8 protein-coding genes and 1 tRNA gene are annotated in these 14,135 nt (G+C 65.5%); 4 read left to right on the top strand and 5 right to left on the bottom strand.

Translation table 11 applies throughout. The features are described 5' to 3' along the window. Positions 1–44: 44 nt before the first annotated feature. The 4 genes from HK108_RS13310 to HK108_RS13295 all read right to left on the bottom strand — a co-directional run bounded on the left by HK108_RS13310 (position 45) and on the right by HK108_RS13295 (position 5,121). A complete protein-coding gene (locus HK108_RS13310; protein WP_181271850.1) occupies positions 45–1,421 on the bottom strand; it encodes an NAD-dependent succinate-semialdehyde dehydrogenase in 1,377 nt (458 codons plus the stop codon). Between the two features lie 325 nt (positions 1,422–1,746). Then, complete coding sequence (gene selB / locus HK108_RS13305; RefSeq protein WP_181271849.1) at positions 1,747–3,651, bottom strand: selenocysteine-specific translation elongation factor; 1,905 nt, start codon at positions 3,649–3,651, stop codon at positions 1,747–1,749. Then, a complete protein-coding gene (gene selA, locus HK108_RS13300; protein WP_181271848.1) occupies positions 3,644–4,963 on the bottom strand; it encodes an L-seryl-tRNA(Sec) selenium transferase in 1,320 nt (439 codons plus the stop codon). The genes selB and selA overlap by 8 nt, the downstream gene beginning before the upstream one ends. A gap of 63 nt (positions 4,964–5,026) precedes the next feature. After that, positions 5,027–5,121: transfer RNA gene (locus HK108_RS13295), tRNA-Sec, on the bottom strand. Between the two features lie 199 nt (positions 5,122–5,320). On the opposite strand from HK108_RS13295, the gene HK108_RS13290 reads away from it, so the two are divergent. Both HK108_RS13290 and selD read left to right on the top strand, forming a co-directional pair. Then, positions 5,321–9,313 (top strand): phosphodiester glycosidase family protein, encoded by a 3,993-nt coding sequence (locus HK108_RS13290; protein WP_181271847.1) that lies wholly within the window; start codon positions 5,321–5,323, stop codon positions 9,311–9,313. Between the two features lie 111 nt (positions 9,314–9,424). After that, complete coding sequence (gene selD, locus HK108_RS13285; RefSeq protein WP_181271846.1) at positions 9,425–10,411, top strand: selenide, water dikinase SelD; 987 nt, start codon at positions 9,425–9,427, stop codon at positions 10,409–10,411. A 4-nt stretch (positions 10,412–10,415) separates the two neighbouring features. Here the strand turns inward: selD and HK108_RS13280 are convergent, their stop codons facing one another. Beyond that, positions 10,416–11,024, bottom strand: a complete 609-nt coding sequence (locus HK108_RS13280; RefSeq protein ID WP_172173284.1) for a TetR/AcrR family transcriptional regulator — start codon at positions 11,022–11,024, stop codon at positions 10,416–10,418. A gap of 175 nt (positions 11,025–11,199) precedes the next feature. Here HK108_RS13280 and HK108_RS13275 point away from each other — a divergent pair, with 175 nt between their 5' ends. Together HK108_RS13275 and HK108_RS13270 are read left to right on the top strand one after the other, a co-directional pair. Further along, entirely contained in the window at positions 11,200–12,465 is a 1,266-nt protein-coding gene (locus tag HK108_RS13275; protein WP_181271845.1) for an MFS transporter, read from the top strand. Further along, on the top strand, positions 12,462–14,108 hold the full coding sequence (locus HK108_RS13270; protein ID WP_181271844.1) for an amidohydrolase: 1,647 nt from the start codon (positions 12,462–12,464) through the stop codon (positions 14,106–14,108). Before HK108_RS13275 ends, HK108_RS13270 begins: the two co-directional genes overlap by 4 nt. Positions 14,109–14,135: the final 27 nt, after the last annotated feature.

Below are 14,135 nucleotides of genomic sequence, written 5' to 3'. Positions count from 1 at the left end.
ACTCGACGACGGTTGCGGTGATCTTGGGGTCAGCCGAACTCCCCCTATTTCGCGATGAAGTGGAGGCGCTTATTCACGAACTCACCCATCCCGATCGGACCCATCTCACGACCGAAACCAGACCGCTTCACCCCACCGAACGGCAACTCAGCCGCCTCCGCCGCAATCGTGTTCACATGCGTCATCCCCACCTCAAGACGAGCCGCCACACGATCAGCACGCCCCTCATCAGCAGAGAACACAGACCCACCCAAACCAAGGGCACAATCATTGGCCAACTCGAGAGCCTCCTCGTCACTGCTGACCTTGAAGACAGTGGCCACCGGCCCGAAGAGCTCCTCACCATACGACTCCGAGTCTCGGGGCACATCAACGAGCACAGTCGGCGCATAGTACGCCGCCGGGCCCTCTCCCAGCTCACCACCGACGAGCACCCGAGCACCTTCGGACACGGCTTTCTTCACCTGCGCATCGACGGTTTCGGCAGCAGCACGGCTCGACAACGGCACATACTCACCCTCACCCAGATTCAGCGGATCCCCCGGAGTGAGTCCGGTACCCAATCGCACGAGTTCGGCGACGAAGTCGTCGTAGATGTCGTCCATGACGATGAGGCGTTTGTTCGAGTTGCAGACTTGTCCGGCGTTATACGTCCGGAATTCCCACGCCTCACGAGCCACCGCGGCCACATCGTCGGCGTCGAGTACAACCATCGGGTCGATGCCGCCGAGTTCGAGCACGGCCTTCTTGAGGTTCTGACCGGCCTGGGCACCGATGATCGCACCCGCCCGCTCCGACCCGGTCAACGACACACCCTGAACCCGAGGGTCAGCAATGAGCGCAGCGATCTGGTCATGGTTGGCAAAAAGGTGGGAGTACCCGCCGGCAGGGACACCGGCGGCGTGGAAGATCTCCTCGATCAACAGCGCCGACCGTCCACAGATATCGGCGTGCTTGAGCATGATCGTATTGCCCAACACGAGGTTCGGGGCGGCGAACCGGGCCACCTGGTAGTAGGGGAAGTTCCACGGCATCACACCCAGCAGGGCACCGACCGGCAGGGATTCGATCCGTGCGGTACCGGGGATGGTCGACGGGATCTGGTAATCCGTGGCCAGACTGGGGCCGTGGACGCCGTAGTAGTCGATGATGTCGGCAGCGAACTCGACCTCGTCAACGGACTCGGCATACGACTTGCCCATCTCCACCGAAATGGTCCTGGCGAGTTCGTCCTTGCGTTCATGGAAGATCTCCGCAGCCCTTCGCACAACCGACGCCCGCTCCTGAATATCGGTGTCCTTCCACATCAGGTACGTGGAGTGGGCGGAAGTCACGGTGGACTCGATCTCGGCATTCGTTGCCTCGGGAAAGGTCTCGACGACCTCGCCAGTGGCGGGATTCTGAACACGATAGTTCGACATGGTTGCTCCTTCGCAGTCTCGGGTCGGAATCGCATCTGCGCGACCGGAGACGGTCAATGGTGAGAATTTCTGGTGGGCGGTCAGTGCTGCGACCAGGGCAGCGCGCCCGGATATGGGGATTGTGAGGCGATGAATGGCGTCGCTGCGGCCCCATCACCGCAGTCAGTTATCACCCATACCATCGACGGAAGCGCCCGAATCGGCGCGAACGATCATTCCGACTTGATCGTAATACAGGTCACGGAGTTTCGCCGAGGCGGCCGCCCACCGACCCGGCGAGCGGTTCGTCGTCGTGGCCGCCCGTCCGATAGTGCCACGAGGGTCCTCAGCGCACGACTTCGCGGTGTGTGGTGTCGAGTCGGCGCGTCCAGCCCCGGCCGTCGAGGTGTTCGAGCAGGGGGATGACGACGCGTCGGGTCGTCCCCAGCGCCTGCCTCGCCTGGCTTGTGGTGAAGGGCTGGTCGAGACCGGCGAGGATCCGCATCGCCTGCGCGGGGGTGCGCGGAGCCACGATGATTCCGTCGCCGAGGCGCAGGATCCGTCCCGCCTTCGCGGCGACCGCGAGCTCCCGCGCTCCGAGGCCGAGTTCTCGCAGGTCATCGGCTTCCGGTGCCGCGAACGGGTCGGCTGCGAGCAGGCGTTCGATCTCGGCGATACCGGCTTCGGCGGCACCGAGTCCCGCGGCATGCCCGGGCGGGCGGACCATTCCGTCGACGGCTTCGAGCCCGGCGCGGGAGATGATCTGGTTGAGCAGTGCGCGAATCGCGCCGCCGGAGCCTTCGGGCAGAGGCAGAGCCGGTTGGATTTTCGCCTTCGCCGGGGAGTCGCGTTTCGATTCGGCGCCGCGTCTGCGACCTGAGTCCGGAGTTCGCTGAAGTGCCTCTGCGACGGCTTTGACGGGCACTCCCGCGGCCATCGGCGTGGCGGCGAGTTCGCCTCGGACCAGGGATTTTGTCGCCTCGACCCAGGAGGTCAGCGTCGGCGAGTGGACGAGCCACTCACCCACTTCCTCAACATCGGCAGGCAAGGATTCGTCGACGGGAACCTGCAGACCGAACCGGGTAAGGACGGTGCGTTCGACGGCTCCGCGGCGGGCCACCTCGGCGAGGATATCGCCTTTCACAGGATGCTCGGCAAGCTCATGAGCTCGCCTGGCGCCGTCGCCTCGTCGGGACAGTTCGGGCGGGTCGACGTCGAGCACGAGGAGGCCGGCGAAGACGTTGCGGCTTCCTGGCGCGCGGAGCACAATCCGGTCGCTGACCTGCAGGGGAAGCGGTCGGTCGAGGGTGAGCCGGGCGTGGTCGGCATCGAATGCCCGCAATCGTGCGGGCACGGCGGCGGTGCCGATATGGGCCATGAGTTCGTGGATGCCGGAGTCGAGGGTCTCGCCCATGGTGCGGCGCACGTCGATCGTGTCGACGATCGGCCAGTCCCCGCTCGTGAGCAGTGCGTCGCCGCGGTGGAGGTCGTCGGCGGGGACGTCGCGCAGGTTGACGGCCACGCGGGCCTGCGGGACCACCTCGGTAGTGGTGGAATTACGGGACTGCAGACCCCGCACACCCACGATCCGGTCGATGGTCTCTCCGCGCAGCTCGACTGTATCGCCCGTGGTCAGTGTGCCTGCCGTGAGGGTCCCGGTGACGACGGTGCCGGCTCCCTTGATGGTGAAGGCCCGGTCGACCCACAAACGCACCCTCCCCGAGGTGGTCGGAGGCTCGGCCGTGGCCGTGACCTCGTCGAGGACGCTGATGAGTTCGGGCAGGCCCTGCCCGGTCGTGGCTGACACCGTGACGATCGGCGCTGCTTCGAGTGGTGTTCCACGCAGCTGCGCTCTGACCTGAGCCTTTGTGGTCTCGACGGAGTCGGGGGCGAGGTCGGCCCGGGTGATGACGACGAGGCCGTGGGTGATGCCGAGCGCATTGATCGCGTCGCGATGGTCAGTCGATTGGGCTTGCCAGCCCTTGTCTGCGGCGATGACGAAGCAGGCGATGGGGGCGGGGCCGAGCCCGGCGAGCATGTTCGCAAGGAACTTTTCGTGCCCCGGAACGTCGACGAAGGCGAGTTCGCGGCCCGAGGGCAGGGTCGTCCAGGCGAAACCGAGGTCGATGGTCAGCCCGCGCTTCTTCTCTTCGGCCCACCGATCGGGTTCCATTCCGGTCAGGGCATTGACCAGCGTCGACTTCCCATGATCGACGTGTCCGGCGGTGGCGATGACGAAAGTGTCAGGCATTGTCAGCACGGACTCGCTTGATGGCGGCAGCGATGCGGTTGTCTTTGCTTTCGGGTACGCAGCGCAGGTCGACCAAGCATCGTCCCTGGTGGACTCGGGCGACGATCGCAGGATCGCCGCGGCGCAGCGGCTCGGCGAAGGCTTCGGGCAGTTCGACTGCCCAGCCGGACAGGGGCACTCCGGGGGCTCCCCCGCCGCCGACTCGTCCGTCGTGGTCGACGATCGTGGCACCGACCGCCTCGGCGAGAGTTTCGGTGCGTTTCCGCAGGTGAACTGTGTCGATGTGGAGGGCGTCGTGGATCGGGTTCGCCGTGTGCGTGATCGTGGCTTCCAGCGCCGCGAGGGTGAGTTTGTCGGTGCGCATCGCTCTGGCCAGAGGGTGTTTGGCCAGTGTCTGCACTGCTTCGGTGCGGCCGAGGATGAGTCCGGCCTGCGGGCCGCCGAGGAGTTTGTCGCCGGAGACGATGACGAGGTCGGCGCCGGCGCGCAGGGCGGTGTCGATATCGGGTTCGTCGGGCAATGCCGGGTCGGGAGTGAAGAGCCCGGACCCGAGGTCGACGATGAGCGGCAGGTTGTGCTCATCGGCGAGTCCGCGCAGGTCAGCCACGTCGACGGAGGAGGTGAATCCTTCGACGCGGAAGTTGCTCGTGTGCACCTTGAGCAGGCAGGACGTGTCGTCGCTGATGGCCTCGGCGTAGTCGGCCACGTGGGTGCGGTTCGTCGTGCCGACCTCGCGCAGGCTGGAGCCGGTCGTCGTCATGAGGTCGGTGAGGCGGAACCCGGCACCGATTTCGATGAGTTCGCCGCGGCTGATGATGATCTCGCCGGAACCTGTGCCGCGTCCGCGCACCGCAGTGACGGCCAGCAGCAGGGCGGCCGCACCGTTGTTGACCACGAGAGCATCCTCGGCAGCCGGGCTCGCCTGCAGCAGGGCGGCCTTCGCTCCGGTGCCCCGCTTGCTGCGTTTGCCGGTGCCGAGGTCCATTTCGACGTCGACATATCCGGCCGCCTCGGTGATCGCCTGGGTTGCCGCAGGTGAGAGCGGTGCCCGGCCGAGGTTCGTGTGGACGAGGATGCCGGTGGCGTTGAGCACTGGGGTCAGGGAGGAAGCCGAACGGGAGCTGAGCTTGGAGGTGATGGCGGGGGCCACCTCGGCGACGGGGATCTCGCCGGCTCGGGCGGCGTTCTGCACCTCGGAGATGATGGCCTTGATGGTCGCCTGGTTGAGGCGCTCACCTGCTGCGATGACCTCGGGAAGGGCGAGGAGATGATCCGTGCGCGGAATGGATCGACGCGGGTCGGACTCGACCATCTGACCTCCTCCTCTGTGCGGGGTCATGGCGGCGCCGCTTGGTCGGCGGAACCGCGAAACGGTTGGCGGAGGCGGACGGGAATCGAACCCGCCAGACCGAGATACTCGGTCTCACTGGTTTTGAAGACCAGGGCGCCCACCAGGACACGGACGCCTCCATAAGGAATCCTATCGCGAGTGTGAGCGAGGTGAAGCGAAGGGCCGATGCGGCCGGGGCGGCGCTCGATTGACCAAACGAACCAGTATTGAGCGCGCCGGTACCGATCTTCCGACCGAGTTCACTCACCATTCGCTCAGGCTTCTCCGAGCGCGACTTAAGGTGACAAGGTTCCCAGCCATCACCACTCGAAGGTCGCCATGCCCTCTTCGCTTCATCCTGCCTGGTCACGCCGCCGATCCCATCCCGCCGGAGGGCGACTATTCATCCCCGCCATCCTCGCCACACTGGCGGTCCTCGCTGCCCATGTCGCACCCATCGGAACGCTCCCCGGTCTTCCCGGTCCCGCCTCGACACCGGCCCATGCTGCAGCACCAAGCGAGGACGACCTCGGCAAGGACGGGTCGGCACTGCGCGACGTCGAAACCAAACGCGTGGCTCCGGGACTCGACCTGACGAACTTCTCCCGTCTCGAGGACGGAGGGTGGAACAACGGCAATGTGCTCACCGCGGACCTCACCACGGACTCCCTGTCGATGGACGTCCGCGACACGGGAAAGGTCGCCGGCGCCGGTACCACCAGCGAGATCATGGCGGGCGGACCCGAGGGGAAGAAGGCCGTGGCCGCCGTCAACGGCACGTTCTTCGACATCAACCAGTCGTGGGCACCGATCTACACCTCGGTGTCTCGGGAGGGAATGCGCATCGGCTCGAAGGAGGCCAAACCGGCGCTCACGCTCGAGGACAAGAAGGCAGCCGTGTCGATGCTCTCCGCGGCGGGAACGCTGACCCATGACGGGCAGGAGACGGAACTCGGCGGATTGAACAACCCGGAGCTGAGCCCCGACACCATCGGTGTGTACAACGAGGCGTGGGGAGACCATACGCTCGACCGTCCGGTCGGCGGCCCCGATGACATAGCCGCCGAGGTCGCCCGCGTCACTGTCGTCGACGGAAAGGTCACCGAAACCTCGGGCATGGTAGACGAAGCGGGCGACCCGGAAATCCCGGCAGAAGGACAGGTCCTGCTCGGCCGCGATGCCGGGGCGAAGACGCTGTCGGAACTCGAAGTCGGCGACGACGTCGATGTCGAGATCGGACCGAGCGAGGATGTCGACATGGGGATCGCGGGCAGCCACCAGATCCTGGCCGACGGCTCGGTTCCCGACCTCCCCGCCGGCGACCTCGAAGACACCGAACACCCGCGCACCGCGGTGGGCATCAGCAAGGACGGTTCGGAGCTGTTCGTCACCACCATCGACGGACGCAGCGAGTCCTCGGGAGGCATGAGTCTCGAGGACATGGGCGAGTTCTTCTCTGACATCGGCGCCTACAACGCGGTCAACCTCGACGGCGGCGGGTCGACGACGATGCTCGCCCGCACAGCCGGCGCAGATGCTCCGGCACTGCAGAACGACCCGTCCGACGGTAAGCAGCGCACCGTCGCCAATGCCCTCGTCTTCTACTCAGATGCCCCCGCGGAGCAGCTGGCCGATGCGCAGATCGAACCCGAACTCGACGGACAGACCACCGTGCTCAAGGGGCTGAGCCGATCGATGAGGGGCACCGGGCTCGGTGAGAATCTCGAACCGATCGCCTCCTCCGGAACGTTCTCCGCCGACGGCGGAGTGAAGCTCGCCGACTCCGATGAGTCGAACGCCCGCGTGACCGGTGAGACCACCGGCAAGGGTCGCGTAAGCTATGCCGTCGACGGGCACACCGCGCGACAGGACCTCGATGTGCTCGGCGAACCGGTCGGACTCTGGTCGAGCGCGCGGAGCATCAACCTCGAGGACGCCCAGGACTCGCAGACGGTGTCCCTGACCGGCTTCGACTCCGAGGGCAGGCGTTCTCTCATCGAAACCGGCGACATCGACGTCGACGCCGACGAAGGGCTGAGGGTCGACACCGACAGCCTCGGCGAACTCGTCGTCTCCGCCGATTCGTCGACGGCTGGGAAAGGCAAGGACTCCCGCGACGACGAACCGACGTCCGGGAACGTGAAGCTCACCGTCGGAGACGTGACAACGACGATCCCGGTGACCGTCGGCACCGAAACGACCGAGGTCCTCGACTTCTCCGACACCTCGGCGTTCACCGACGGCCACGATCGGGCCACCGGCTCATTCACCGCAGGTGAGCCCAGCCCTGATGGCAAGCCGAGCATCGATCTCACGTATGACTTCTCTACCTCCTCGGCGACGCGCGGCTACTACCTCATCCCGAAGGAGCCGGTGAAGCTGGAAGGCAACACGGTGGCGTTCGAGATGATGGTCCGCGGCGACGGCACCGGGGCCTGGCCGAGGCTGCAGGTGAGCACTCCCGACGGCACAGTGACGAACATCGACGGCGACCACATCACCTTCGACGGGTGGCAGAAGGTCCGCTTCACCGTCCCGGAGGGGCTCTCCCAACCGCTCACCCTCGAACGGATCCGGATGATGGAGACCCGGTCTGCCGAGAAGTACAAGGGGGACATTTCGATTTCGGACCTCCAGGCGATCTCCACGCCTGAGACCGACGATCCGGCCACCTCGGCGCGGCATGATCCGGCGCTGCTGACGACCGGGACCGTCGCTGACCGTCCGCAGAACATCGCCGTGATGAGCGACGCCCAGTTCGTCGCCACCGACCCGGATTCCGAAGCTGTCAAGGGTGCCAGGCGGACGCTCAAGGAGATCCGTGCCGCAAAGCCGGATCTGCTCGTCATCAACGGCGACCTCGTCGACGAGGCCTCTCCGGAGGATTTCGAGCTGGCGAAAACGATCATCGACGAGGAGTGGGATGAGTCGATCCCCTACATCTACGTGCCCGGCAACCACGAGATCATGGGTGGGGAGATCGACAACTTCGAGGCCGCGTTCGGTTCCCCGACGGGCGAGCGCACCGTGGGGCGGACGAAGATCGTGACCCTGAATTCCTCGGACGGAACGTTGAACGGCAGCGATGATTCGCAGTTGAACATGCTCGAAGACGCCCTCGGCGAGGTGGCCGAACGTGACGAGCTGACCGGCATCACCGTGTTCTTCCACCATCCCCCGCAGGATCCGCTGCCGTCGAAGACGAGCCAGCTCGGGGACCGGCGGGAGGCCGAGGAACTCGAGAAGAAGCTCGGAGAGTTCCGCAAGGACAGCGGGAAGTCCGCGGCCGTGATCAACGGCCATGTGGGGGCGTTCCACGGGTCCGCGGTCGAGGGCGTGAGCTACCTCATCAACGGAAACTCCGGGAAGGGTCCGGCCGGCACTCCGGCGACCGGCGGATTCACCGGATGGACGATGCTCGGCGTCGATCCCGGCGTCGGTGACGTCGGTGACGATCCGAGCACGGCCGATCGGGTCGGATGGCTGGCCGCGGAGACGAAGCCGCGCGTCGATTCGATCTCACTCGAGGCACCCGGCTCCCTGGCCCCGGGTCAATCCGCGGACGTCGCTGCGTCCTTCACTCAGGGTGAGCGCACCGTTCCCGTCGGGTGGCCGGCGACGGCTCAGTGGGGTGGTGACGGGGTCGTGGTCGATTCCGGCGCCGAGGTGGCCATGCAGCAAGCGACGGGCGCGAAGGTCAGTGCCCAGTCAGTGAAATCCGGGGCCCCCGAGGCGGCCTCCGACGTCGTCCGCGTCAACCCGGCGACGGGTCAGATCACCGCGGAAAACCCGGGAACAGCGACCCTCGAGGTCACCGTCAACGGCAAGACCGCGAAGGCCACCGTCGAGGTCGCGGGGGAAGAACCGCCTCCGGGTCCCGGCGATGACGACGGATCTGAGGACAGCGGAGCATCGGCCGACAGTGCGGGAGCTGAGGACGGCTCCGACGCTTCCTCCACGGGAGGCGAGGACGGCTCATCGGAGGGGTCGGACGATGACGGCGCCTCGACCAAGGCCTCGGCCGGTGCCGATGAGGATTCCTCGGAGGGAAGCGGTTCGGACGGAGCCTCGTCGAATGCCTCTTCGAGTGACTCGGGCGGCAGCGAGGCGAGCGGCTCGTCGGACAGCGAATCGGACGGCACTTCGTCGACCGCCTCGTCGAGAAGCGATGCGAACGCGGACGGGTCGTCTGACGGGAACGGCGATCTGCCGCGCACGGGCGGGCCGGTTCTGCTCACCGCACTGCTCGGCGCGTTGCTGGTCATCGGCGGAATCATCGCCGTCGGCGCGGCCCGCGCGCGGCGGGCCGGCCGCCCGGCGGGGAGGCACTGACCCGGGCGAACGACTGGCCGTGCGCCCGTACGGAGGTGCACGGCCGCTTCGGCGACGGAGTGGAATCGGGCGTCCGTCGACGCCCTTGACCGCCGGTGTTAGTCTCGCAGTATGACTGCGATTCAGGACCGTCTGACCTCGTTCGCCCACGGTGGAGGATGCGCCTGCAAGATCCCTCCCGGCGAGCTCGAGGACGCGGTGCGCGGCCTGGTCGGTCAGCCCGGCCCGGATGTCCTCGTCGGCCTCGATGACGGCGATGATGCCTCGGCGGTGCGAGTCCGCGATGACCTCGCGGTGCTCTCGACCGCGGATTTCTTCACCCCGGTCGTCGATGACGCCTACGACTGGGGACGGATCGCGGCGGCCAATGCGCTCTCGGACATCTACGCGATGGGCGGAACCCCCGTCACAGCGATCAACCTCGTCGGGTGGCCGCGGGAGAAGCTGCCGATGGAGCTGCTCACCGAGGTCCTGCGCGGCGGGCTCGACGTCGCAGCGCAGGCGAACTGCCCCGTGGCCGGCGGCCATTCGATCGACGACCCCGAACCGAAGTACGGCATGGCCGTGACCGGTGTGGCCCACCCGGATGAACTCATGCGCAACGATTCCGCCGAGGCGGGGCTGCCCCTGACATTGACCAAGCCGATCGGCGTGGGGATCCTCAACAACCGGCACAAGCAGACCGGCGAGGTCTCCGAGGAGGCCATCGCCACGATGACCGCGCTCAATGCCGTAGCGTCACGGGAGGCCGTGGCTGCAGGCATACGAGCGGCCACGGATATCACCGGGTTCGGTCTGCTCGGGCACCTGTTCAAGATGGCCCGTGCCTCAGGAGTCGGAGCGGTCATCGATGCGGCCGCGGTACCCCGCCTCGGCGGTGTCGATGAGTCGATCGCTGACGGGTATGTGTCCGGCGGGACCAGGCGAAACCTCGACTGGGTACGACCTCATCTGACCGCGGATGATTCCGTGACCGAGGACGACCTGCTGCTTCTGGCCGATGCGCAGACCTCCGGCGGACTGCTCGTCGTCGGCGAACTGCCTGGTCACCCCGTCATCGGTGAGATCGTCGCCGGTTCAGGCGTGCACGTGAGGTGAGGGGCTAGGGCTGAGGGATCCCAGCCTCGATGCCGGCGATGATGATGTCGAGACCGCGTCGGTAGAGCCGGTGATTGCGCTCGGTGCCCGCAGGGTGATTTTCAATCAAACTGGTGAGCCGCGAGTCCTCTGACGCAGGAGCGAAGATCACCTGCGGCGACAGCGCGTCGAGTGCGGCTCCGAAGGCAAACGCATCGAGCACCTCGATCGTCGTGAGAAGCTCGGTCTCCGGCACACCCGCATCGGCCAACACGTCGATGAGGGACTCGTAGAGAGTCAACGTCCCGGGTTCCTCGACTGTGACTCCGAGCAGGTGGATCATCACCCGCGGATGATCCGAATACAGCCGCCACAGCGAATCCACCATAGCCTTCAGGTTGTCTTTCCATGACCCCTGATCAGGGATGTTCAGGGCGTATTCGACGCTGAGAACCTCACGCATCGCGTGGATGACCCCTTCACGTCCGTCGACATGATGGTAGATCGAGGACAGACTGACCCCGAGCTTCTTGGCCAAGGGCTGGATCTTGAGCTCACCGCCGCCATCGATCATCCCAATCGCTGCGCGTCCGATCTTCTCCCGGCTCAGCAGTGGGGAACTAGGTCGTGCCATGAAGCGCTCACTTCCTCAAGGACGTCCGGACGCCCAGGCGCTTAAGGGGCCCGAATTCTGGACGTATCGCTACTCGCCTGCGCATTGACAAGGTCTCGGTGTACGGGCACCATTCTATATAACCGAAAACTTTTCGTTTAATTCGCGAAACTCGCACTGGCAAAGGGGCCGACCTATGAGTTCCACTTCCACCTCCGCACCGCCGACACCGGATGATCCGCGGGTCCCCCTCGGGCCGCGGAACGGATCTGCAGTCTTCCTCGTCTCTCTCGCCGGACTCATGCTTGCCAACCTCGCTCCGCTGATCATGTCGGTCTTCGAGCAGATCGGATTCGACGTCGTCGCCTCAGGCAACATCCTCACGTGGGGACTCTTCACTTCGGCGATCATCGGGTTAGCGACCTCCCGTGCCGCAGCCGGGACCAGGAGACGCACCATCGCCGCCAGCGGACTCGGCATTGCGACTATTGCCTTTCTCGTCGCTGCGCTGGTCACCGGACCCACAGCGCTCATCGTCATCAGCTTCCTCATCGGCTCGGCGGGACTCGGCACTGCGGTATCGACCTCAGGTGCCGCGATTGCCGCACTGCGGAACCCCAACCGGGTCAGCGCATCGTCCGGAGTCGTCAACAGACTCCTCGTCATGGTCGTCCTCGCCGTCATTCCCATCCTCGGCCTGGCCCAGATCACCGTCTTCGGATCACTGGCCCTGCTATCGCTGGTCAGCTTCGCCGTGACGGTCTGGTTGCCGAGCACACCTGAAACATCGACGACCGAGGTGCTCGCCGAAACCCGAGCCGAGGCGACACCCTTATCGAGTCGACCACGCACACCGCGCACAGTCCTCCTCGCAGGAATCGGCGTGCTCATAGTATTCCCCCTGTGGGGAACCAGCGAAGATTCTGTCTGGACACTTGCCCCGACTCTTGGTGATGCGGTCGGCATGTCCGATCAGACCCTCGGCTTTGCGCTCAGCGCGGCTGCGGGCATCGGCGCCGGAGCAATGCTCGTTGTGACCCTGCTCGGCAGCCGAATCGGACGCGCCCTGCCCTTGGGCATCGCACTGGCACTCGGAGGAGCGATCAAGATCTGGATCGGTGTGGAGACGGACCCCGCAATGCTCGCCACTCTCATCATCGCGGTGAACACCATCTACGCCTTCGCCTTCACGCTCTTCATTGCCACTGCCGCCGGTCTCGATGCGCGAGGAAACTGGTCAGGACCGCTGATCGGGGCCTATATCGTCGGTTCGAGCTTTGCCCCGATCATCGGAGCCTGGATCATCGACGGTGTCGGAATTCCGACCTTCGGACTGATCGTGGGTCTCGTCAGCTTCGTCCTCATCATTCCGACGATGCTCATCGCACGCGTATCAACCCGCGTAGAGAAGACGCTCAACAGCCTCGACGAGGCCGCAGTAACCCACGAAAGGACACCATGACCACGGTCTATGAGAATGCCGTTGTCTTCACCGGAGACGAACACGCACCGATCGGCCAGGCAGTGGCGATCGACGCCGGCCGTATTCTCGCGGTCGGAGACACCTCAGCGGTCCTCGATATCGCGGGAGACTCCGCGCAGCGGATCGACCTCGAAGGCAGCCTCCTCGCTCCCGGATTCGTCGAGGGACACACGCACCTGATGATGCTCGGCCAGACGCTCGACAAAGTTCAGCTGCGGGACTGCACGAGTCTCGAGGAGATCCAAGAGCGCTTGGCGCTCAAGCGACATGAGCAGCCCAAAGCCCCGTGCGTGCTGGGCTCGGGTTGGATGTTCGACGCCATCCCCGGCGACCGGCCCACGGCTGACATGATCGACGAGGTGGTCAGCGACGTCCCCGTGCTCCTCGACTCCAATGATGTGCATTCCGCTTGGGTGAATACAGCAGCGCTTGAGGCCATGGGCATTACAGAGGCGACACCGAACCCGCACGGCGGCGAAATCGTCCGTAATGGGCAGGGGCAGGCGACAGGGTTCCTCCTCGAAAACGCGGCGATCGAGTACGCATGGTCCTATCTCGAGTCCGTCACGACCGATGAGGATCGTGATCGGTTCCTCGACAGCGCCTTCCGCGTCTATCTGGAGAACGGAGTGACATCGGCGACCGACATGGCGGTGGGCGAAGCAGAGGCGGCGACTTTCCGCCGTCGACTCGAGAGGGACGGACGACTGCCGTTTCCCATCACTGCTCACTGGCTGCTGCGGCCCACCGGCGATCCGGCCCGCGATCTCGCCGCTGTCGCACGAGCCGCCGAGATTCGCGACCAGTTCGCCGAACTTCCCGGCTCCGAATGGTTCCGCATCGTCGGCGTGAAGTTCATCCTCGATGGGGTCATCGATGCCTGCACTGCAGCCATGCGCGACCCCTATGTCGACGGAACGCAGGCCGGGCCGATCTGGTCGTTCGAATCGGCGGCTCCGGTCGCTGTCGCTGCCGATGCCCATGGACTCGAGCTTGCCATGCACGCCATCGGTGACCACGCCAGTGAGATCGCCCTCGACCTTGTGGCCGAATGCGTGCGCGTCAATGGACCCCGAATCCGGTCCCCGCGGATCGAACACCTCGAGTCGGTGACCGATGAGACGATCGCACGCATGGCCGGCCTCGGCGTCGTTGCATCGATGCAGCCGGTGCACTGCGATCCGGCGATCATGGGCAATTGGATGACGGTGCTCGGAGGGCAACGCGCCGAGAACGGGTTCCCGTGGCAGAAGTTCCGTGAGGCCGGAGTCCACATTGCTCTGGGCACGGATGCGCCGACGGCACCGCATCAGATGTCGCACAACCTCTTCATCGCCTTGACCACCCGCTCGGCATTAGAACCTGGGGATACCAACTATCATCCGGAGCGAGCCTTCACGCCAGCCCAAGCATTGGGTGCGCTCACGCATGCCGCGGCGCGGGCAGGGGGATTCGCCGACGGCATTGGCCGGATCACCCCAGGGGGTCGTGCCAACCTCGTCGTTCTCGACGTCGATCCCTTCTCCGATAGTGAAGACCGACTGCTCGAGGCGCAGGTGCGCGCCACGATTGTTGACGGTGAATTGGTGTGGAGGAAAAGTGATTCAGTCGTAGATGGCTGACCTGGAATAAGAGCCATTGCCCACAGG

Origin of the sequence: Brevibacterium sediminis, assembly GCF_013623905.1 — a bacterium.
Classification (GTDB): domain Bacteria; phylum Actinomycetota; class Actinomycetes; order Actinomycetales; family Brevibacteriaceae; genus Brevibacterium; species Brevibacterium sediminis.
The sequence above is the reverse complement of the archived record's forward strand: the minus strand, read 5'-3'. Positions and strand labels throughout refer to the sequence as shown.

Excerpts from the sequence above, each read along its gene's own strand:
- selA (WP_181271848.1), bottom strand. The coding sequence starts at position 4,963 with ATGGTCGAGTCCGACCCGCGTCGATCCATTCCGCGCACGGATCATCTC.
- HK108_RS13290 (WP_181271847.1), top strand. The coding sequence starts at position 5,321 with ATGCCCTCTTCGCTTCATCCTGCCTGGTCACGCCGCCGATCCCATCCC.
- HK108_RS13280 (WP_172173284.1), bottom strand. The coding sequence starts at position 11,024 with ATGGCACGACCTAGTTCCCCACTGCTGAGCCGGGAGAAGATCGGACGC.
- selB (WP_181271849.1), bottom strand. The coding sequence starts at position 3,651 with ATGCCTGACACTTTCGTCATCGCCACCGCCGGACACGTCGATCATGGG.
- selD (WP_181271846.1), top strand. The coding sequence starts at position 9,425 with ATGACTGCGATTCAGGACCGTCTGACCTCGTTCGCCCACGGTGGAGGA.
- HK108_RS13310 (WP_181271850.1), bottom strand. The coding sequence starts at position 1,421 with ATGTCGAACTATCGTGTTCAGAATCCCGCCACTGGCGAGGTCGTCGAG.
- HK108_RS13275 (WP_181271845.1), top strand. The coding sequence starts at position 11,200 with ATGAGTTCCACTTCCACCTCCGCACCGCCGACACCGGATGATCCGCGG.
- HK108_RS13270 (WP_181271844.1), top strand. The coding sequence starts at position 12,462 with ATGACCACGGTCTATGAGAATGCCGTTGTCTTCACCGGAGACGAACAC.